The sequence below is a fragment of the Microbacterium sp. AISO3 genome, assembly GCF_002204305.1.
GTDB lineage: Bacteria > Actinomycetota > Actinomycetes > Actinomycetales > Microbacteriaceae > Microbacterium > Microbacterium arborescens.
Genome location: NZ_NHRF01000015.1, coordinates 1 through 19,954 on the forward strand (window position 1 = coordinate 1; position 19,954 = coordinate 19,954).

Annotated in this window: 18 protein-coding genes and 1 tRNA gene; 10 read left to right on the forward strand and 9 right to left on the reverse strand. The window is 70.3% G+C overall.

All coding sequences use genetic code 11. From position 1 onward, the window contains the following. Together CBF90_RS15390 and CBF90_RS15395 are read left to right on the forward strand one after the other, a co-directional pair. The coding region (locus tag CBF90_RS15390) for a hypothetical protein (protein ID WP_206780509.1) at positions 1–992 on the forward strand (992 nt) is incomplete at its 5' end. Between the two features lie 149 nt (positions 993–1,141). Beyond that, complete coding sequence (locus CBF90_RS15395; protein ID WP_064955975.1) at positions 1,142–1,801, forward strand: YqaJ viral recombinase family protein; 660 nt, start codon at positions 1,142–1,144, stop codon at positions 1,799–1,801. A 49-nt stretch (positions 1,802–1,850) separates the two neighbouring features. On the opposite strand, the gene CBF90_RS15400 is transcribed toward CBF90_RS15395, so the two are convergent. Continuing rightward, complete coding sequence (locus tag CBF90_RS15400; protein WP_088381019.1) at positions 1,851–2,363, reverse strand: 2'-5' RNA ligase family protein; 513 nt, start codon at positions 2,361–2,363, stop codon at positions 1,851–1,853. 189 nt (positions 2,364–2,552) lie between these two features. Between CBF90_RS15400 and CBF90_RS15405 the strand changes: the two genes are divergently transcribed. The 3 genes from CBF90_RS15405 to CBF90_RS15415 all read left to right on the forward strand — a co-directional run bounded on the left by CBF90_RS15405 (position 2,553) and on the right by CBF90_RS15415 (position 5,968). Beyond that, a complete protein-coding gene (locus CBF90_RS15405) occupies positions 2,553–4,259 on the forward strand; it encodes an MDR family MFS transporter (protein ID WP_242435700.1) in 1,707 nt (568 codons plus the stop codon). A 10-nt stretch (positions 4,260–4,269) separates the two neighbouring features. After that, complete coding sequence (locus CBF90_RS15410; protein ID WP_083990613.1) at positions 4,270–4,788, forward strand: MarR family winged helix-turn-helix transcriptional regulator; 519 nt, start codon at positions 4,270–4,272, stop codon at positions 4,786–4,788. Positions 4,789–4,939: 151 nt separating this feature from the next. After that, a complete protein-coding gene (locus CBF90_RS15415) occupies positions 4,940–5,968 on the forward strand; it encodes an NADP-dependent oxidoreductase (RefSeq protein ID WP_023952038.1) in 1,029 nt (342 codons plus the stop codon). A 116-nt stretch (positions 5,969–6,084) separates the two neighbouring features. On the opposite strand, the gene CBF90_RS15420 is transcribed toward CBF90_RS15415, so the two are convergent. Further along, entirely contained in the window at positions 6,085–6,978 is an 894-nt protein-coding gene (locus tag CBF90_RS15420) for a LysR family transcriptional regulator ArgP (protein ID WP_088381020.1), read from the reverse strand. A 71-nt stretch (positions 6,979–7,049) separates the two neighbouring features. Between CBF90_RS15420 and CBF90_RS15425 the strand changes: the two genes are divergently transcribed. Together CBF90_RS15425 and CBF90_RS15430 are read left to right on the forward strand one after the other, a co-directional pair. After that, positions 7,050–7,667: a LysE/ArgO family amino acid transporter gene (locus CBF90_RS15425; RefSeq protein WP_023952042.1), complete on the forward strand. Its 618-nt coding sequence runs from the start codon at positions 7,050–7,052 to the stop codon at positions 7,665–7,667. Positions 7,668–7,681: 14 nt separating this feature from the next. Then, a complete protein-coding gene (locus CBF90_RS15430; RefSeq protein ID WP_023952044.1) occupies positions 7,682–7,957 on the forward strand; it encodes an acylphosphatase in 276 nt (91 codons plus the stop codon). A gap of 41 nt (positions 7,958–7,998) precedes the next feature. Here the strand turns inward: CBF90_RS15430 and CBF90_RS15435 are convergent, their stop codons facing one another. The 6 genes from CBF90_RS15435 to CBF90_RS15460 form a co-directional block, all read right to left on the reverse strand. Further along, the gene (locus CBF90_RS15435; protein WP_023952046.1) at positions 7,999–9,042 is read right to left on the reverse strand and encodes a nitronate monooxygenase family protein; all 1,044 of its coding nucleotides are present in this window, start codon (positions 9,040–9,042) and stop codon (positions 7,999–8,001) included. 86 nt (positions 9,043–9,128) lie between these two features. Further along, positions 9,129–9,818 carry a 50S ribosomal protein L1 gene (gene rplA / locus CBF90_RS15440; RefSeq protein ID WP_023952048.1) on the reverse strand — a complete coding sequence of 230 codons (690 nt, stop codon included), beginning with the start codon at positions 9,816–9,818 and terminating at the stop codon, positions 9,129–9,131. A gap of 13 nt (positions 9,819–9,831) precedes the next feature. Beyond that, complete coding sequence (gene rplK, locus CBF90_RS15445) at positions 9,832–10,263, reverse strand: 50S ribosomal protein L11 (protein WP_023952050.1); 432 nt, start codon at positions 10,261–10,263, stop codon at positions 9,832–9,834. Between the two features lie 216 nt (positions 10,264–10,479). Next, positions 10,480–11,541 (reverse strand): transcription termination/antitermination protein NusG, encoded by a 1,062-nt coding sequence (gene nusG, locus CBF90_RS15450; protein ID WP_172407872.1) that lies wholly within the window; start codon positions 11,539–11,541, stop codon positions 10,480–10,482. Between the two features lie 74 nt (positions 11,542–11,615). Next, positions 11,616–11,873 (reverse strand): preprotein translocase subunit SecE, encoded by a 258-nt coding sequence (gene secE, locus CBF90_RS15455; RefSeq protein ID WP_023952054.1) that lies wholly within the window; start codon positions 11,871–11,873, stop codon positions 11,616–11,618. Positions 11,874–11,917: 44 nt separating this feature from the next. Continuing rightward, positions 11,918–11,990: transfer RNA gene (locus CBF90_RS15460), tRNA-Trp, on the reverse strand. A gap of 245 nt (positions 11,991–12,235) precedes the next feature. On the opposite strand from CBF90_RS15460, the gene CBF90_RS15465 reads away from it, so the two are divergent. From CBF90_RS15465 to CBF90_RS15475, 3 genes are all read left to right on the forward strand, one after another. Continuing rightward, entirely contained in the window at positions 12,236–13,651 is a 1,416-nt protein-coding gene (locus tag CBF90_RS15465) for an HNH endonuclease signature motif containing protein (RefSeq protein WP_088381022.1), read from the forward strand. 184 nt (positions 13,652–13,835) lie between these two features. Then, positions 13,836–15,686 (forward strand): HSP90 family protein, encoded by a 1,851-nt coding sequence (locus CBF90_RS15470; protein ID WP_088381023.1) that lies wholly within the window; start codon positions 13,836–13,838, stop codon positions 15,684–15,686. A 36-nt stretch (positions 15,687–15,722) separates the two neighbouring features. Continuing rightward, on the forward strand, positions 15,723–18,509 hold the full coding sequence (locus tag CBF90_RS15475; protein WP_088381024.1) for a hypothetical protein: 2,787 nt from the start codon (positions 15,723–15,725) through the stop codon (positions 18,507–18,509). Between the two features lie 72 nt (positions 18,510–18,581). Here the strand turns inward: CBF90_RS15475 and CBF90_RS15480 are convergent, their stop codons facing one another. Beyond that, on the reverse strand, positions 18,582–19,949 hold the full coding sequence (locus CBF90_RS15480; RefSeq protein WP_088381025.1) for an NAD-dependent succinate-semialdehyde dehydrogenase: 1,368 nt from the start codon (positions 19,947–19,949) through the stop codon (positions 18,582–18,584). Between the last annotated feature and the right edge of the window lie 5 nt (positions 19,950–19,954).

Below are 19,954 nucleotides of genomic sequence, written 5' to 3' on the forward strand. Positions count from 1 at the left end.
GGGCGAGCATGGGCGGGATGCGCAGACGACGAGGACCGGATGAGGTGCGGGCATTGCTCCACCGCCGACGCGACCTGCTCGAAGCCGGTGAGAGCGAACGCTCGATCGAGCGTTCTGTGCGCGACGGCGTCCGGGTGCAACTGCGACGCGGCTGGTACGTCGACCGCGCCGCGTTCGACGAGCTCTACACCGAAGACGCGCACCTGCTCCATGTCATGGCGGTCGCGCACGAGGTCCGAGGCCACGCGGCCGTCTCGCACGAGTCCGCCGCGGTCCTGCACGGCCTCGACCTCTATCGCGTCCGGCCGACCCGGGTCCACCTCACGACGGCCCCGGGCGCCCGGGTCTCCAGCAGTCCCGATGCATTCCGCCACTGCACGCCTCTCGATGCGCATGACGTCGTCGAGGTCAACGGCATCCGCTGCACCTCCCTCGCGCGGACGGTCTTCGACGTCGCGCGCACCATGACTCCCGAGGCGGCACTCGTCATGGCCGACCGAGCCGAACGGATCTGGTGCGACCACACGGGCTGCTCTCCCGACGACTGGCGGATGGCCATGGCCGCTCGGATCGCCGAGGCGGGGGCGGCGCGAGGGATCAGGCGGGCTCGATGGGTGGCGGGCTTCGCCGACGGCCGGGCCGAGTCGACCCTGGAGAGCGTGAGCCGGTTCCGGCTGCACCAGCTCGGCTTTCGGTCGGTCCGGCTGCAAGTGCCGATCGCCGGCCCGCGCGGTGCGGGCTGGTACCGCGTCGACTTCGGCCTCGACGACGCCGATGCCTGGGGCGAATGCGACGGCGTCGGCAAGTACCTCGACCCGGACCTCCGCTCCGCGGGCTCGGCGGAGAGGACAGTCCTCGATGAGAAGCGCCGCGAAGACTGGATCCGGGGCACGACCGGACGCCCCCTCGTGCGCTGGGAGGCCCGACACGTCATCTCCCCGTCGGCCTTCGCCGCCCACCTCAGGGCATTCAACATCCACCCTCCCCACTGAGTGCACGGCTTGCCGCCGGGTGAACGAGACATCCTCGCGCGGATGCCGTGCAGTGGATGGGATGCCGTGCACTCGACCCCTACGCGAGGGGAGGGCACGCCGAGGGGCAAGGGCAGAGAGGTGGGGTGGGCGGGGTTAGGGTCTAAGGCGTGTCTCCCGAACTCGCTGCTCGCATCGTCGCGGATTCGCGCGACCGCGTGGCGTGGATCCGGGCTCGCTCGCGGGGCATCACGGCAACGGATGTCGCGACGCTGACGAGCCCCAAGGCGATCGCGCGCGCAGCCGACGCCAAGCTCATGGGCTCGGGATTCTCCGGCAACGCGTACACCGACCACGGCCGCCGCCGCGAGCCGGAGATCGCCGCGTGGGTCGCCGCGACGCACGGCATCCAGCCCTCCTCCGCGCTGTTCCACGCCGTGGTCGAGAAGCGTCACCTCGCCACTCCCGATGGGGTGATGGTGGATGCCGATGGCCGTGTCACCCTCGCTGAGATTAAGACCACGAACAAGAGCTGGCGGTCGATCCCTCGCACCTATCTGCGTCAGGTGTGGTGGCAGCAGCACGTCCTCGGCGCCGAGCGCACGCTCGTGGTGTGGGAGCAGCACGACGGTTTCGTCCCCATCGACGATGAGCCCCGCTGCGCGTGGGTCGACCGCGATGAGCGAGAGATCCGACTGCTCGTGAACCTCGCCACCGAGCTCATCGACGAGCTGTACCGCCGCACCATGCAGCGACGCGCGGCCGAGGCGCCCCGCGTCGCAGCGGCGCATCCGCGCGAGCCGTACCGCGCCCTCGCCCTGAGCGACTGACTCGACCCGCACGCCCGGCGCACACAGCCCCGCGGTCACCGCCCCGCGGTCACCGCAGCGGCGTGACGACTTTCGCTTCGGCGTCCCACAGCCGCAGCCCCGTCAGCTCACCCTCGATGGTCGACGCACCGACGATGCCGAGTGCGCGGCCGACCTGTTCGGCCGTCATCCGGCGAGCGAGCGTCATGTGCGGCGTCCACCGGTCCTTCGCCGTGACGGCATACCGGGCCGGCGGGGGTCCGACGAGGTCGACGATGTCGGCGTGCAGCCGGAGCAATGCGGCGCTCATGACGACGGGCCGAGCCAGGACGAACCGCTCGCCCGCGGCGAAGACGACCGCTCCCCCGAGCCGGCACTTCACCGGCAGCGCGCCGCCCGCTCGCGCGAGCTCGCACACAGCATCCTCCGGGAGGTCGTCTCGAACGGCGAGCGTCACGTGCGGACGATTCGAGTCGGACGGATGCCGCCCGGCGCTGGGCAGATCGGCGTCGATGAGCCGCTGCCAGTCCGCCCGGACGGCGGCATCCACGACGTCGTCCGGAAGCGACTCGATACTGAACATCCCGCCATCCTTACGCCTCACGCGTCGCACCGGGAATAGTTGACGTAGCTCAACGATTTAACATATAGTTGACCGATCTCAACGGTTGACTTTCGTCAACCAGTTACGCCGCTCCCGCGGCTATCGAAGTACCGTCCACCGACGATCCGCGCCAGCGCAGCCGCGTCCGTCCGAATCCCAGGAGGACTCATGTCCGCTTCCGCATCCGCTCCGCCCGAGGGGAAGAACATGTCGCGCCGCGGCGTGCTCGAAGCCCTCTCGGGCCTCTTGCTCGGCATGTTCGTGTCGATGCTCGCCTCGACCGTCGTCTCGACGTCGCTCCCGGTCATCATCCACGACCTCGAGGGCACCCAGGCCGCCTTCACGTGGGTCGTCACGGCGACCCTGCTGACGACCGCCATTTCGACCCCGATCTGGGGCAAGCTCGCCGACCTCACCAACCGCAAGGTGCTCTACCAGCTCGCGATCGTCATCTTCGTGCTGGCCACCGCCGCTGCCGGCTTCTCGCAGTCCCCCGAGATGCTGATCGCCTTCCGCGCGGTGCAGGGCATCGGCGCCGGCGGCCTCGCCGCCCTCAGCCAGGTGCTGATGGCCGACATCATCAGCCCGCGCGAGCGCGGTCGCTACATGGGCCTCTTCGGCGCCGTCATGGCCGTCGCCACGATCGGCGGCCCGCTGCTCGGCGGCGTCATCACCGATGCCTGGGGCTGGCGCTGGAACTTCTTCGTCGCGCTTCCCGTCGCCGTGGCGGCTCTGCTGATCGTGCAGCGCACGCTCCACATCCCGGCCCACCCGCGCAAGGAGACGCGCATCGACTACCTCGGCATCGTGCTGCTGTCGGCGTCGGTGTCCCTCCTGCTCATCTGGGTGACCCTTGCGGGCGACTCGTTCGAGTGGATGAGCGTCGAGACGCTGCTGATGGTCGGCGGCGCCGTGATCGGCGCGGTGCTCTTCGTCATCACCGAGCTCAAGGTGCGCGAGCCGCTCGTGCCCCTCACGCTCTTCCGCAACCTGACCTTCACCCTCTCGGTGATCGCGTCGATCGCGACGGGTATCGCCATGTTCGGCGCCTCGGTGTTCCTCAGCCAGTACATGCAGCTCGCCCGTGGGGCAACCCCCACCGAGGCCGGCCTCATGACCATCCCGATGATCGGCGGACTTCTCGTCGCCTCGATCGGCGTGGGCGCGCTCATCACGCGGACCGGACGCTGGAAGCCGTTCCTCATCGTCGGCGCGCTGCTGCTGATCGGCGGGGCGAGCCTGCTGTCCACGATCCACTACGACACCGACTTCACCCTCGTCTCGATCTACATGGCGATGCTCGGTGCGGGCATCGGCATGACGATGCAGAACCTCGTGCTCGTCGTGCAGAACACCTCTCGCCCCACCGAGATCGGTGTCGCGAGCTCGGGTGTGACGTTCTTCCGGAGCCTCGGCGGCACGATCGGCGTCTCGGTCATGGGAGCCGCGCTCGCCTCACAGGTCACGACGCTCGTCAGCGATCGGAAGGACGACATCCAGGCCGCGCTGGTGTCGCTCGGCGATCAGGCCCCGACCTGGGCCGCGCAGCTGCAGTCGGGGACGCTCCCCCAGGTCTCGGCGATGCCCGAGGCGCTGCGGATCGTCTTCGAGGACATCTACGCCACCGGCATCTCGCACTCGTTCCTCATCGCCGTGCCGTTCGCGGTCCTGAGCCTCATCGCGATCGTGTTCCTGCCGAACAAGCCGCTGACCACGATGACCACGACCGAGCGCCTGCAGGCGGGCGAGGCGGACTTCGCCACGGTGTCGGTACCCGAGGGCATGAGCGCACTCACGGCGACCGGAGCCGTCCGTACGGATGCCGCCGACGGCGATGCGCCGATCGACGCCGAGACCCGCCGCTCGGCTCGCTAAGGTGATCGGGATGCCCGAGCAAGAGTCCGCCGAGTCCCGGGGGTGCACCGCCCCCGGGACTCCCGGCCCCTGGGCCGCGGTCTTCGACGACGAGCGCACCGCGGCCGTCCGCGCCCTCGAGCTCGAGTTCGGCGAGCTGTTCACGCACGTCCGGCGTCTCTTCGCCGAGAACGCCGATCGGCTCAGCCCGGGGATGCTTCCCGGCGCATACAAGGTCTTCACGACGATCGCACGCCGCGGCGAGATCACCCTCTCCGCTCTCGCCGAGACCCTGCATTCCGACAAGGGTCAGATCAGCCGAACGGTGCGCGAGCTCGAAGAGCTGCAGCTCGTGCAGCGCACGCCCGACCCCGCCGACGGCCGTTCCAGCCTGCTGTCGGCCACCCCCGACGGCATCCGACGGCTCGACGCCGTCCGCGCCCCGCGCGAGAACTCGCTTCTGAACGCGCTGGAGTCGTGGCACGTCGACGACATCCGGGAGCTCACCCGCCTGCTCCACGCCCTCTCGGCATCCGAGGCGCCCGACTGACCCGCCTCGGCTCCGCGGGCCGGCGTTGCACGCGCGCGAGCTTCTCCCCTCGGTGACCGCTCCGTAACACGGTCGAGACAATGTCACGATTGACTGAGGTCGACCGAGCATCATCGCCGCCGACGCCGGCGGCGTGAGGAAGGAGCGACGGATGAGATTCCGGCCGCTGCGCACAGCAACCGCCTCCCAGCCGACGACGCCGGCCGAGACGCCGCCCGAGACCATGCGAGCGGTCGTGTTCGACGAACCCGGTGCACCCGAGGTTCTTCGTGTGACCGATGTTCCCGTGCCCTCGCCCGCCCTGAGCGAGGTGCTCGTGCGAGTGGTGGCCGCCGGTGTGAACCCCATCGACGCCAAGACGCGGCTGGGACGCGGGGTCGCCGGGCTCATCGATCGCTGGCCGAGCACGCTCGGCTTCGACTTCAGCGGCGTCGTGGTCGCGAGCCCGTTCGAGACCCACGACCTGCAGCCGGGCACCGAGGTCTTCGGCATGGTGCCGTTCCCGCGGTCGGGCGGCAGCTACGCCGAGTACGTCGTCGTGCCGTCGCTGTCCGTCGCCCGGAAGCCCGCGAGCCTGTCGCACGTCGAAGCTGCGGGGGTCCCCCTCGCCGCGCTCACCGCGTGGGGGCTGGTCGTCGAGACCGCTCACGCGCACGAGGGGCAGCGGATGCTGATCCACGCCGGGTCGGGAGGCGTTGGTCACTTCGCCGTGCAGCTGGCCGCCTACTTCGGTGCGCAGGTGACCGCCACCGGCTCGGAGCGGAACCTCCCCTGGCTGCGCGAGCTCGGTGCCTCGGTCGCGATCGACTACGCCACGACGCGCTTCGAAGACGTCGTCGGCGAGATGGACGTCGTCATCGACCTCGTGGGCAACGTGCACGACGACACCGGCTCCCGCTCGCTCGGGGTCCTGCGTCCGGGCGGTCTGTATGTGATGGTTCCGACCGGCGGGTGGCCGGGGTACGGCGAAGCCGCCGCTGCCGCGGGCGTTCGGGCGACCGGATACAAGGTCATCCCCGACGGCAGCGTGCTGGCGACCCTCGGGCGGCTGCTCGACTCCGGCGCCATCCAGGTCTTCGTCGACAGCGTGCACGACCTCTCCGATGTCGCAGCCGCCCACGTCGAGGTCGAGCGGGGTCACTCCCGCGGCAAGGTCGTCCTCACGGTCGCCGAGACCTGAGCGCCGCCCGGCCCGGTCCGGTGAGATTTCACCGACCACGCACCCGCGCACCCACCACGTACCGTCATAGCGACACTCTCGCGACGAGCGTGCACTCTCGGCGAACCGAGCTCGGGTCAGACGACGGGTTCGAGCACGCGCCGGGCTTCTGCGACGAGCTCGTCGGCGACGGCGTCGAGGAGCGGGGAGGCGAGGTTCCACTGCTGCCAGTACAGCGGCACGACGATGTCCTCTCCCCCGAGCCGGACCAGCTCGCCCCGTGCCACGTGGGCGCGCGACTGCAGCGTCGGCAGGAGCGCCCACCCGAGGCCGAGCAGCACGGCGGTCGCGAAGTCCTGCGAGGCCGGCACGCGGTGCCGCGGCGGCGCGGCGGAGTCCGCACCCGCACCGCGCAGCCACCGGGTCTGCAGCTCGTCGCGGCGGTCGAAGTCCACGACGGGCGCTGCCGCGAGGCCGGCGCGATCGGGTCCTGCACCTGCCCCCTCGGCGAACCATCGACCCGCGAAAGCGGGCGTCGCGACCGCCTCGTACCGCAGCGCGCCGAGCGCCGACACCCGGCATCCCGCCACCGGTGCCCGACGCGAGGTGACGGCGCCCATGACCGTTCCACTCTCGAGGAGACCCGCGGTGAAGTCCTGGTCGTCGCGATGCAGGTCGAACACGACATCCCGAGCGGACGCGACCCGGGCAAGCGGCGGCAGGAACCACGTCGCGAGCGAGTCGGCGTTGACCGCGAGCGGAACGCTCGTCACCTCGTCGTCGATCCCATCGAAGGCATCGCGCTCGAGGAGGGCGAGCTGGCGGGCGTAGCGCACGAAGCGGTGCGCCGCCTCGGTCGCGCGCGCCGGTTTCGACCTCACGAGCAGCACCTGTCCGGCGATGCGCTCGAGCGCGCGGATCCGCTGGCTCACCGCGGACGGCGTGATGTGCAGCCGGCGCGCGGCGGCGTCCAGGCTCCCCTCGTCGAGGATCACCGCGAGCGTCTCGACCAGATCGACGGGCACACGCATCTTCAGCTGCGCTTCACCAAGTGAAGTTCCATGAACTGGACTGTAGCGTCCGCCGACCCTAGCGTCGACTCGTGCTCTCCGCTTCCTTCTCGGGCCTCGGCCTCGGCCTGTCGCTCATCGTCGCCATCGGCGCGCAGAACCTGTTCGTGCTACGGCAGGGCATCCGGCGGGAACACGTCCTGCTCGTCGCAACCATCTGCGCCGTATCCGACGCCGTGCTGATCGTCGCAGGGGTGACCGGCCTCGGCCTGCTGGTGGAAGGCATGCCGTGGCTCGTACCCGTCGTCCGGTGGGCCGGTGCGGCGTTCCTTCTCGCCTACGGCCTCCTGGCTGCCCGCCGCGCCTGGCGTCCGAGCGGACAAGCCCTCGACGCGCACGCGGCGACCGAACGGCCGGCGCCGGCACGCCGCACCACCGTCGTGCTCACGTGCCTCGCGCTGACCTGGCTGAACCCGCACGTCTACCTCGACACCGTCTTCCTGCTCGGGAGCATCGCCGCCACCCACGGCGACGACCGGGTCTGGTTCGCCGTCGGGGCGGTGGCGGCGAGCGTCCTCTGGTTCTTCGCGCTCGCCTTCGGCGCGCGGCTTCTCGGCCGGGTGCTCGCGACCCCGCGGGCGTGGCGGGTGCTCGACGGTTTCGTCGCCGTCGTCATGATCCTCCTCGCCGTGAGCCTCGTCTGGCCGTGAGGCAGGATGAGGGGATGCGAAGCGTTCACGTGATCGTCGAAGGCCGCGTTCAGGGCGTCGGGTACCGCTACAGCCTGCTGCTGGAAGCCGACCGGCGCGCAGTGGCGGGCTGGGTGCGCAACCGGACCGACGGTTCGGTCGAGGCCGTCCTGGAGGGCACGGATGATGCTGTCGACGCGGTCCTCGCCTGGATGGCGGAGGGACCTCCCGGAGCACGGGTCGACGCGGCCCGGGTGACCGACGCGCAGCGCGTCGGCTCGACGGGCTTCGAGGTGCGCGACACCCACTGACCGCAGCCGCGCCGCCGCGTTGCCGCGGTGCCGGCCGTACGTCAGCAGTCCGGCAGCCCGGCCGCGAGCTCGCGCAGCACCTCCGCCGCGTCATCCCGGCGGGCGAGACCCGCCGCCTGCCCCGCCCACAGCGATGACAGCTCAGGATCTCCGCCGGCTGCGGCACGGAAGACTCCCGTCAGCCAGTTCTGCGCAGGGAAGGGAGCGATCACCCCGCTCGCCTCGATGTGGCGCAGGGCGCGATTCGGGATGCCTCGCGCGAGGCGCCCGCTCATCGCACGCGTGAGCACCGTCGAGGTGTCGTCGGCACCGGCGATCGCGGCGCGATGGCCGTCGGATGCGGCCGACTGCCGCGTCCGCAGGAACGCGGTCCCCACCTGCACCCCCGCGGCCCCGAGGGCGAGCGCGGCAGCGACGCCCCGCCGATCGGCGACGCCGCCCGCGGCGACCACCGGCACGGAGACGGCATCCGCGACCTGGGGCGTGAGAGCGAAGGTCCCCACGAGGGAATCCTCCGGGGCCGCGAGGAACGACACGCGGTGGCCCGCGGCCTCGGCGCCGCTCGCGACGATGACGTCGACACCGCCGGCCTCGAGCGCACGCGCCTCGGCGACGGTCGTGGCGGTGCCCATCACGCGGATGCCGAGCCGATGCGCATCGGCGACGACGCTCGGTGCCGGCACCCCGAAGACCACGCTGAGCACCGCCGGTCGCGCCTCCCAGACGGCTGCGAGCTGTTCCTCGAGCGGCGGCAGGAAGCGTTCTGGCAGCTCGGGGACGGCCGCGCCCGCGGCGGTGTAGAGCGGTCGCAGCGCGTCGCGCGAGGGCGCGGCGTCCACGCGGTCCGGGGTGACCTCGTCGCCGAGCGGCAGCCAGAGGTTGAGCGCGAAGGGGCGAGCCGTGCGCTCTCGTATCGACGCGACGGTCTCGCGGATCCGCGTGCCGTCGTAACCGTAGAGGCCGAACGATCCGAGCCCGCCGCCCTCGCTCACCGTGGCGGTCAGCTCCGCCGACGACAGGCCCCCGAAGGGGCCGAGCACGATGGGCAGGTCGATTCCGAGCAGATCGGTGAGGGAACGCCGCATGAGCCGACGCTAGCGCGTTCCGCGCGAGGCCGGAACGACGAACGGGGCCCCACCCGAAGGCGAGACCCCGTTCGTGCGAAGCGCGATCAGACGAGCGCGTTGACGTCCAGCGGGATGCCGGGGCCGAACGTGGTCGACACGGCGCCCTTCTGGATGTAGCGGCCCTTGGCGCTCGAGGGCTTCAGGCGGACGATCTCCTCGACCGCCGCGTTGAAGTTCTCTTCGAGCTGCTCGGCCGAGAACGACGCCTTGCCGACGACGAAGTGCACGTTGGCGTGCTTGTCGACACGGAACTCGATCTTTCCGCCCTTGATCTCCTCGACGGCCTTGGCCGGGTTGGGGGTCACGGTGCCGGTCTTGGGGTTGGGCATGAGGCCACGGGGACCGAGGACCTTACCCAGACGTCCGACCTGACCCATGAGCTCGGGCGTCGAGACGGCCGAGTCGAAAGCGGTCCAGCCGCCCGCGACCTTCTCGATGAGCTCGGCGCCGCCGACCTCGTCGGCACCCGCGGCGATGGCGGCCTCGGCGGCCGGGCCCGTCGCGAACACGATGACGCGAGCGGTCTTACCCGTGCCGTGGGGCAGGATGACCGTGCCGCGGACCATCTGGTCCGCCTTGCGCGGGTCGACAGCGAGCTTCAGCGCGACCTCGACGGTCGAGTCGAACTTCTTCGAACCGGTGTCCTTCGCGAGAGCGACGGCCTCGGAGGAGCTGTAGAACTTGTCGCGATCGATCTTCGCCGCGGCTGCTTCGTAAACCTTGGACTTAGCCATTGTGTTCTCCCCCTCAGCTCTCGACCGTGATGCCCATGGAACGGGCGGTGCCGGCGATGATCAGCGAGGCGGCCTCGATGTCGTTGGCGTTCAGGTCGGGCATCTTGGCCTCAGCGATCTCACGGACCTGGTCCTTCGTGAGCTTCGCGACCTTGGTCGTGTGAGGCGTGGCCGAGCCCTTGGCGACTCCGGCGGCCTTCTTGATGAGCTCCGCGGCGGGCGGGGTCTTCAGGATGAAGGTGAAGCTGCGGTCCTCGTAGACGGTGATCTCCACGGGGATGACGTTGCCGCGCTGCGACTCGGTCGCGGCGTTGTACGCCTTGCAGAACTCCATGATGTTGACGCCATGCTGACCGAGCGCGGGGCCGATCGGCGGCGCCGGGTTGGCTGCTCCGGCGTTGATCTGGAGCTTGATCAGGCCGGTCACCTTCTTCTTCGGTGCCATTCGTTTTCCTTTCGTCGAGCGGATGCCGGCGGCATCCCTCTCCCGCACGCCCGGCATCTCCGAGCGGCGGTTGTGTCGCGCGGGCGCGCAGGCGCCCGCAAACTCCCCAAGCTTACCGCATCCTCAGCAGGGCGGACGTCGGCGATCCTGGCCACGAGACGACGAAGCGCCCCGGCCACCGTGCGGCGGAGGGGCGCTCGTCGACGCGGGGTCGCGTTACTGCTTGGTGACCTGGTCGAACGAGAGCTCGACGGGCGTCTCGCGCTCGAAGAGCGACACCAGTACCGTGAGCTTGCCGCTCTCGGGCTTGATCTCGCTGATCGAGCCGGGAAGGCCGGCGAACGAGCCCTCCTTGATCGTGATGGTCTCGCCGATCTCGAAGTCGACCTCGGTGACGACGCTGCGCGTGGGGGCGGCGACGCCCTTCGCGGCGCCGGCCTTGGCGGGGGCCGCCTCCTTGACCTCGACGAGCGACTTCAGCATGTTGAACGCCTCGTCGAAGCGCAGCGGCGTGGGGTTGTGGGCATTGCCCACGAAGCCCGTGACACCCGGGGTGTGGCGGACGACCGACCAGGTGTCTTCGGTGAGCTCCATGCGGACGAGCACGTAGCCGGGGATCCGGACGCGCGTGACCATCTTGCGCTGACCGTTCTTGATCTCGACGACATCCTCCATCGGGACCTCGACCTGGTAGATGTCCTCTTCGACCTCGAGCGTCGACTTGCGCTGCTCGATGTTGGCCTTCACCTTGCGCTCGAAGCCGGCGTAGGAGTGGATGACGTACCACTTGCCCGGCAGCATGCGCAGCTCGGTGCGGAACGCCTCGTACGGGTCTTCGTCGTCGCCGACGGAGATCTCGATGCCGGCGGCGGCCTCGAACTCCGAGAGGTAGTCGACGGCTTCCTCGGAGACCTCGACGTCGGGCTCGGGACCGTCGTAGGGCTCGACCTCGTCGGCGGCCTCAGCGGCCTGCTCGGCGATCTCCTCCTCGAGGGAGTCGGTCAGCACCTCCGCAGCAGCCTCGGCCTCGGCGGTCTCGTCGATCTGGAGCGCGTCGTTGACGACAGCGTCGGCCTCGGGGTCGTCTATCTCCACACCGTCGAGGTCGGTGTCGTCCTGCTCGGCCTCATCGTCCACGACGTGGACGGCGGTGTGCTCGGCTGCGTCGGAGGCACGCTCCTGACCGGCCAGCACGTTGCCCTCCTGGGCTTCGTCGTCCTCGCTGGACTGCTCGGCGGCCGTAGCCCAATCGACGTCGTCGGGGATGCGTTCTGACACTGCGTTCTCTTCCATCGGTTGTCGGGATGCCTGCGCGGCAGGCATTCGCGGGTCGTGCGGGCTGGGCCCGTCGATCAGCCCGGGACGCCGAAGACGACGGTGGTGATCCAGACGAACAGGACGTCGAGGCCGTAGACGAGCGCCATCATGACGACGACGAATCCGAGGACCACTGCCGTGAACTTCACGAGCTCCTGGCGGGTCGGGGTGACGACCTTGCGGAGTTCGGCGAACACCTGGCGGATGAAGATGATGATCCGCGCGAAGATGTTCGGCCTCTTCTCGCGGGGCGCGCCACCTGCGGCGACGACTTCGCCACCCTCTTGGACCATCGAACCCACCTGATACCTTCCGTGTGCCGGCTGACGCCGACGCGCAGGGCGGACAGGAATCGAACCTGCAACCTGCGGTTTTGGAGACCGCTGCTCTGCCAATTGAGCTACCGCCCTAGAGATCCTTCGGACCCCGGGGTCTACGCCCGCATTCCTCCACGGCCGTCGAGTCTTCGACGCTTGGGCATGGCGAAAGAATGCAGATTTCGACTGCTCCTCTCAGTGTACGTCATGACTGCCGGGGTCGCGAACGTCGGCGCGGATTCGGCACGGACTCCTCCCCTGGAGAGATACGGAGCCCGTTGCGCACAGGCGAAACTGCATTCGATGTGAATGTCGTAACCCGCTGCCATCATGGGAACATGACATCGAACGGCGACCATGGGCTCGGAGGCGAGGGCGCCTCGGGTGGGTCGCCGCACGCCGACGCGTTCTCGGTGTTCGCGGAGGCGCTCGATCTGGCTCATGCGTCTGATGTGGCGCGGGTTCGGGCGTTGGCGGAGCTGGGGTGGTCGGCGTTGCGTGAGGCGCGTCGTGACGGCGTGCGAGGCATGGCGTCGGACATGGAGCTGCGGTCGGTCGCGGCCGAAGCGGCCGGGATGGCGCGGCTGACGGATCGGCAGCTGCAGGGCGAAATCGATCACGCGATGGCCGTGATCGACGACTACCCGGCTGTGTTCGACGCGTGGGTGCAGCGGCGGATTGAACGCGGACACGTGGATGTGGTCGTGCGGGTCGGTGCGGGGGTGCCGGACGAGGTGCGCGACTTGTTCGCGGAAGCGGCGATCGCGGTGTGCGAGCGGGATGTGCCGTCCCGGGTGCGGGCTGCGCTGGACGCGTTGGCGGCCCAGCTTCACCCGCAGACGTTCACGGAGCGGCACAAGACGGCGGCGGCGGAACGATGCGTGCGCGTGTTCCACGGGTCCGATGGGATGTCGAACCTCGTCGCCAACATCCCGACGGTCATCGCCGCAGGGATGCTCGACCGGCTCACGCAGATGGGACAGTCCGTCAAGGACGCCCGGGTTGAGGGCGCTGACGGTGCGGATGCCGCCGGGGCTGTCGGAGTGCACGCTGACGCGGTTGCCAGCCCGGCGGGAACGGATGCCGCACCGGACGTCCGGACGATGGACCAGCTGCGGGCCGACATCCTCGGCGACCTCGTCCTCGGAGGAGCACCCGTGGTCGACCCGACCTACGGCACCGACCGCGCCGGTGCGCTCGGCGCGATCCGAGCCCGGGTGCAAGTCGCCGTCACCGCAGAGACGCTGATGGGGCGCGATGACAACCCCGCCGAAGCCGTCGGCGGTGCGCTGATCGACGCCGACACGGCACGACAGCTCGCCGGGCAGGTATCGGAGTGGGACCGACTCTTCATCGACCCCGTCACCCGCACCCCGGTCGAGATCGACACGTACCGGCCCACCGCATCGATGAAGAAACTCCTCATGGCGCGGGATCAGCACTGCCGGTTCCCCGGATGCCGACGAGCCGCCATCCGCTGCGAGATCGACCACACCATCGATCACGCCCTCGGCGGGCACACCCACATCTTCAACCTCGCCCACCTCTGCCAACGACACCATTCGATGAAGCAATTCACTAAGTGGGAGGTGAGACAGGTCGGCGGCGGGATCCTCGAATGGACCTCACCCCTCGGGCGGGTCTACCGCGAAGACGTCCCCATACCCTCCGTCTGCTTCACTATCGACACAGCCGACCCGCCGCGTTCCCGCGCCGGAGCAGGCAAGCCACCCGGCGGGCCACCGCCGTTCTGAACCCCGGGGGTCGCGACTCCGCGCCCGTACCCCTCCTCCCGTCGGGGTGGCCCGTCAGCCGACGCCGGATATGACGCGCGATTCTGGACGCGAGTCAGAAATGGCCCCTTACCGGGAACTGTTACGCTCGGCTGTCGCGCCGAGGACGCCATCGGTGACGCTCACCCGAAACGAAATCAGGCGGATGAATACCGGACGATCACAGCAGTTCCAGGTCGACCTTCGCGGCATCGTCGACCTCCTGAGTCGACACATCTATTCGGGTCCTCGCGTGTTCCTTCGCGAGCTGATGCAGAACGCCTGCGACGCGATCACCGCTCGCGCCGAGTTCGACGCGAGCACATCCCCGGCAGGGATGCCGCGCGAGTCGAGCGGCATCCGCATCACTCCCCTCAGCGACCGAAGCGACGAGTTCATCGTCCGCGACGACGGCATCGGACTAACCGCCTCAGAGGTGACCGACCTGCTCGCGACCGTCGGGCGCAGCTCGAAGCGCGACATCTTCGACCTCCCCAGGAGCGACTTCCTGGGGCAGTTCGGCATCGGGCTGCTGTCGTGCTTCATGGTGGCCGAGACGATCGTCATCCGATCGCGGAGCGCGCGCGGCGGCGCCGCCGTCGAATGGCAGGGCAACGCCGACGGCACATTCACGGTGCAGACGATTCCCGATGATCTCCCGGTCGGCACGAGCGTGCACCTGCGGCCGCGCCCAGGACAGCGCGATCTCCTCAGCACCCCCGCGACGGTCGAGCTAGCCGAGACTTTCGGGGAGTTCCTCCCCATCCCGGTGCGCGTCGACCTTCCCGGCGGCGGCGAGCAACTGACCACCCGCACGCCTCCCTTCCGTGCCGCCACGACCGGCATCGACGAGGCGGCCCGCTGGGCCTACGGGCGCGACCTGCTCGGCCAGGACCCGTTCGACGCGATCCCGTTGCACGTCCCGGGAACCGACACCGTCGGGACCGCATACGTCCTCCCCTACGCTCCCCCGCCCGGCGCCCGACAGGCCACCCGCGTCTACCTCGGACGGATGTTGCTGAGCGAGAACGCCGACGACATCCTGCCCGACTGGGCCTTCTTCGTCCGGGCCGTGATCGATTCCACGGCGCTCAGTCCGACCGCGAGCCGCGAGGCGCTGGTCGAGGACGATGCCCTCGAGCACACACGTCAGGAACTTGGAGCCGCGATCCGGCGCTGGGTGCTCGACCTCGGGCTGACCGAACCGCAGCGTCTCGCGCAGTTCGTCGCGGTTCACGAAGTCGCGCTCAAGTCTCTCGTGCGTCATGACGACGAGCTCGCCGCCTTCATCGTGCGTTGGCTGAGCGTCGAGACCACGCACGGGCGAATGCGGGTCGGCGACCTGATCGGCCGCTTCCCGCACCTTCGATACGTCGAGACGGTCGACGAGTACCGCCAGATCGCCGGCATCGCCGACCCCCGGCAGCCGCTCGTCAACGGCGGATATCTGTTCGACGCCGAACTGGTGCGCCTGCTCCCGCTCGTCTTCGACGGCGTCACCGTCGAGCACGTCGACCTCGCCGACGAGCTCGACCGGCTCGATCCGCCTCCACTCGACGACCGCGCCCGCGTCCTCGCACTCGAGGAGCGCGCGACCTCCGCCCTCTCGGCTGTCGGATGCAGGGTCGCGGTGCGCTCGCTCGACGCCGCCGAGATCCCCGCGGTCTACCTCGCGGGTGCCGAAGCGCTGCGGGCGATCGACCGCGGCCGAGCCCGATCGGTCGGCAGCCCGCTGTGGGGAAGCGTCATGGACCGCATCGACGCGACAGCCGAGAGGCTGCGCCCGGCCTCCTCCGAGGTGCCGTCCGGGAGTGTCCGTCTCTGCCTGAACTGGCAGAACTCGGTCGTGCGTTCGCTCCTGGACATCCCCGACGACCTCGCCTTCGCGCGCACGGTCCACCTCCTCTACGTTCAGGCGCTCCTCGCCGCCCAGCGCCCCCTCAGCGGCGACGACCGCGCGCTCATGATGGGCGCGCTCCATGCGCTCGTCGAACTCTCCGCGCGCCCGGCGTCCTGACCGCATGCCGCGCCTCGGCCCCCACGAAAGGACAGCATGAGCAGCGACCGTATCCTCGAACTCTTCGAGCAGATCGACCGCACCCCGGTCGGCGTCGAAGAACGAGCCCTCATCAACGAGGCCATCGCCCTCGCCGTCGATGCGGGCGACGAGCCCCTGGAGTACCGGGCGCGGATGCGACTGACCTCATCCGCCTGCATGAGCGGCGACACCGAGGCGATGCTGACCTCCTTCGCATGGTGCCTCGGAAAGCACGACGATGACCCCGAACGCTTCCCCGCCGACCTCGGCGACGAGACCGCCGACCTCATGTGGCAGTTCAAGTGGATGGCCGACAGCCTGGCCGCGTCTCCGGCGTTCGACCGGGAACAGATCGCCGCCGTGCTCGACGACATGGAGAACCACTACCGCGCTGCCGGGCTCGGTCAGAGCGGCGTCCTCATGGCGCGCTTCGAGAACGCGTGGATGGCCGGCCGCCTCGACGAGGCCGAGCAGCTGCGCACCAAGCTCGAGACGACACCCCGCGACAGCCACAGCCACTGCGAGGCGTGCGTCCGCAGCGTCGTCGCCGGGTACCTCATCGACACCGACCGCGAAGACGAGGCGATCCGCCTCGTCGAAGAGCTCGTCGAGGGCGACTTCTCATGCGGCGAAGAGCCGGAGCACGCGCTCGCCCGGTCGCTCGTTCCGTACCTGCACGCGGGCGAGTACGACAAGGCCCGCCTCGCTCACCTGCGCAGCTATCGCCTCGCGAAGGACAACGCCGACAACCTCGCCATCGTGGCCGACAACATCGTCTTCTGCGCCATCACCGGCAACGAAGCACGGGCACTCTCGCTCGTCGAACGCCACCTCGACTGGCTCGCGCACGACGCGCTCGGCGTCGACGGCCACCTCTCCGCCCTCACCGCCTTCGCGATCGCTCTCGAAGCCGTCAGCGCGGCGGGACACGCCGACACCATCGTTCGCGGCGCCGACTCCGAGCGGCTCCGCGCCTTCTTCGGCGAGAACGACGGCCCGTGGCGCGCCGCCGAGCTCGCGGCGGTGATGCGTTCGGAGGCCGAGCGGATCGCCGGCGAGTTCGATCGCCGCGACGGCACCGACGGTCACCGCCGCCGTCTCGACCGGGCCTGGGCCGTCGGGCAGGAGCGCTACTCGCTCCCCCTCAGCGCCGAGCCCCTGCTCCCCCGCGTCGCCCCCGTGGCCGCGCGCTCGGCCGAAGAGCTCGTTCAGCGAGCCATCGACCTCGGCGATTACGGCGCCTCGGAAGCACTGGCTGCGGCGGATGCGGCGCTCCCCGGCGCGACCCTCGACCAGCGCGCCAAGCTCCACTCGGCGCGCATCGCCGCCCTTGTCGCGCGCGACGACCTCGAAGGCGCCCAGGCCGCTCTGCACGACCGTCTCGACGCCCTCCGCGCCGTCGGTCGCGACGCGGAGGCCCAGGTCGAAGAGCGCGCCGGCCTCGCCCTGTTCGGACGCGGCGCCCCCGGCGACCTCGAGACGCTTCGCGAGGTCCTCGCCGACGGCGAGAGCCTGCCGCCCCGTCTGCACGCGATCGTCGAGGTCGTGGTGGGCATGGCCGTCGCCGAGACCGACCCCGAGACAGCCCGCGGCCTCTTCGACGACGCCCGCGACCGCGAGGCCGCGCTGGGCGACGACGACCTGCGTCGCATCGTCGCGCTCGCACGTGCATCGTTCCAGGGCGCCATCGGTGCATTCGACGAGTGCGACGCGACGATCACCGCCGCGCTCGAGGACCCCGCGCTCGGCGCCGGCGCCCGGGCCCGGCTGCTCGGCCTGCGGGCTCGCATGCGCGGCGGCCAGGAGAGGTTCCTCGACGGTGTGGCCGACGCCGACGAGCTCTGCCGCATCCTCGTCGAGCTCGACGCGCGCAGCGTCCTCGCCGGAGCGTACGTGCTCGCGGCCGCGCTCAACGAGGACGCCGGTGCGCCCGGCGAGGCGGTCGCCCGTTACCGGTTCGCCGAGCGCGCCGCGACCGAGAACGGCGACTCCGTGACCGCGGTGCAGTACCGCCTCGCACGGGCGCTGCTCGCATCCGGCTCCGCCGACGAGGCCGCCGAGCTGCTCGTGAACGTCTACTCCGACGAGACCGACCGCGAGGAGCCCGCGGCGTCGCGCGCCCAGACGCTCATGCTGCTGGCCCGCGCCTTCGAAGACGCCGGCGAACCCGGCCGTGCGGTCGGCGCATGGGAGTTCGCCGCCGAACTGTTCGACGAAGGAGAGGCGCCGGTGGGTCGCGCCAACGCTCTCCTGTCGCACGGGCGTCTGCTGCACCGGTTCGGAGAGTTCGACGACGCCCTCGCCTCGCTCGAGACGGCGGTCGAGATCGCACGCACCGAGCCCGAACAGGCCGGGCTGCTCGCCGAAGCGCGGCACTCGGAGGGTCAGGTCCGCGCCGCGCGAGGCGAGCACGAGGCGCTGACGGCTTTCGATGAGGCCCGCGAGATCGCTTCCGGTCTCGGCGCCTCGTGGCTCGTCGCCGACATCACCGACTCGCGAGCCCGAGCGCTGGCCATGCTCGGGCAGGCGGACGAGGCGGTTGCCACGGCGCTCCAGGCTGCCGACGCGTTCGCGGAGGTCGGCGACACCGGTTCTGCCGGCGCGTCCGAGCTCTTCGCCGCGCGCGTCCTCGCCCAGAACGAGCGCGGCGCCGATGCGGTCCCGCTCTACCGGTCGGTCATGGAGCGTGCCGCCGAGATCCCGCCGCTGCTCCAGGTGGCCGCCGGTGAGCTCGGCGACGTCTACGAAGCGCTCGGCCGCCCCGCCGAAGCTGCCGAGGTGCGCGCGCTCCTCGACGCCTGAGCCCGATCGACACGAAGGGCGCGCCGATCCACTCGGCGCGCCCTTCGTGGTTATCGCGGGCTCCGCGACGGGTCAGGCGCCCGTGCGGATCAGCTTCTTGTTCACGAACTCGTCGGCGGCGAGGAGCCCGAGCTCGCGAGACGTGCCGCTGCGCTTGACCCCGCCGAACGGCAGCCCGGCCTCGTCCGCGAGCACGAGGTTGATGTAGACCATGCCCGCGTCGATCGCATCGGCCACACGCTCAGCCTGCTCGGCATCCGTCGTGAACACGTAGGAACCGAGCCCGAACGGGGTGTCGTTGGCGAGCTCGATCGCCTCGGCCTCATCCGCCACCCGGTAGACGACGCCGACGGGACCGAAGAACTCCTCGCGGTAGGCATCCATCTCCGGCGTCACGTCGGTGAGCACCGTGCCCGGGTAGAAGGCGCCGTCGCGGCGTCCTCCGGTCACGAGGGTCGCCCCCTGCGCCACGGCTCGGTCGACCTGCTCCGCCAGCCGCTCCGCCGCCGTGAGCGACGACAGCGGCCCGAGCACCGTGTCGTCGGCGAACGGGTCGCCGACCTTCGCGTCGGCCAGCGCCGCCGCGAACCTCTCGACGAAGGCGTCGTAGAGCCCGTCGACCACGATGAACCGCTTCGCACCGTTGCACGACTGTCCCACGTTGTCCAGACGCGCCTCGGCGGCCGCCGACACCGCCGCATCCAGATCGTCGGTCGAGAGCAGGATGAAGGGGTCTGACCCACCGAGCTCGAGCGCGACCTTCTTCAGGTTGCGACCGGCGATCTCGGCGACCGCCGATCCCGCGCGCTCCGACCCGGTCACCGAGACGCCCTGCACGCGGCGGTCGGCGATCACATCGGCGGCCTGCTCATTACTCAGGTACAGGTTCGTGTAGACCCCCGCCGGAAACCCCGCGTCGCGATAGATCGCGTCGATCGCGGCGGCGGACTCGGGGCACTGGGGCGCGTGCTTGAGCAGGATGGTGTTCCCGACCGCGATGTTCGGCGCCGCGAAGCGGGCCACCTGGTAGTACGGGAAATTCCACGGCATGATCCCGAGCAGCACGCCGAGCGGGCTACGACGGATGACCGCGGCACCCTCCCCCTCGATCGGGATCGGGGTGTCGCCGGTGATCTCGTCGATGTGGTCGGCGTAGTACGCGGTGATGTCGGCGGCGAAATCGACCTCGCCCTCGGCCGCGGCGAGCGGCTTGCCCATCTCGCGCACGATGATCGCGGCCAGCTCGTCTCGGCGCTCACGGTGCAGCTCGGCCACGCGGCGAAGCCGGTCGGCCCGCTCGGCCGGCGCGACGACGCGCGACCAGGTGCGGTACGCCTCGTCCGCGGCGGCCAGGGCCCGCTCGACGTCCTCGTCGGTCGCGGGGTCGTACGTCGCCAGCGTCTCGCCGGTGGCGGGGTTGGTCACGGCATACGTGCTCATCGGTT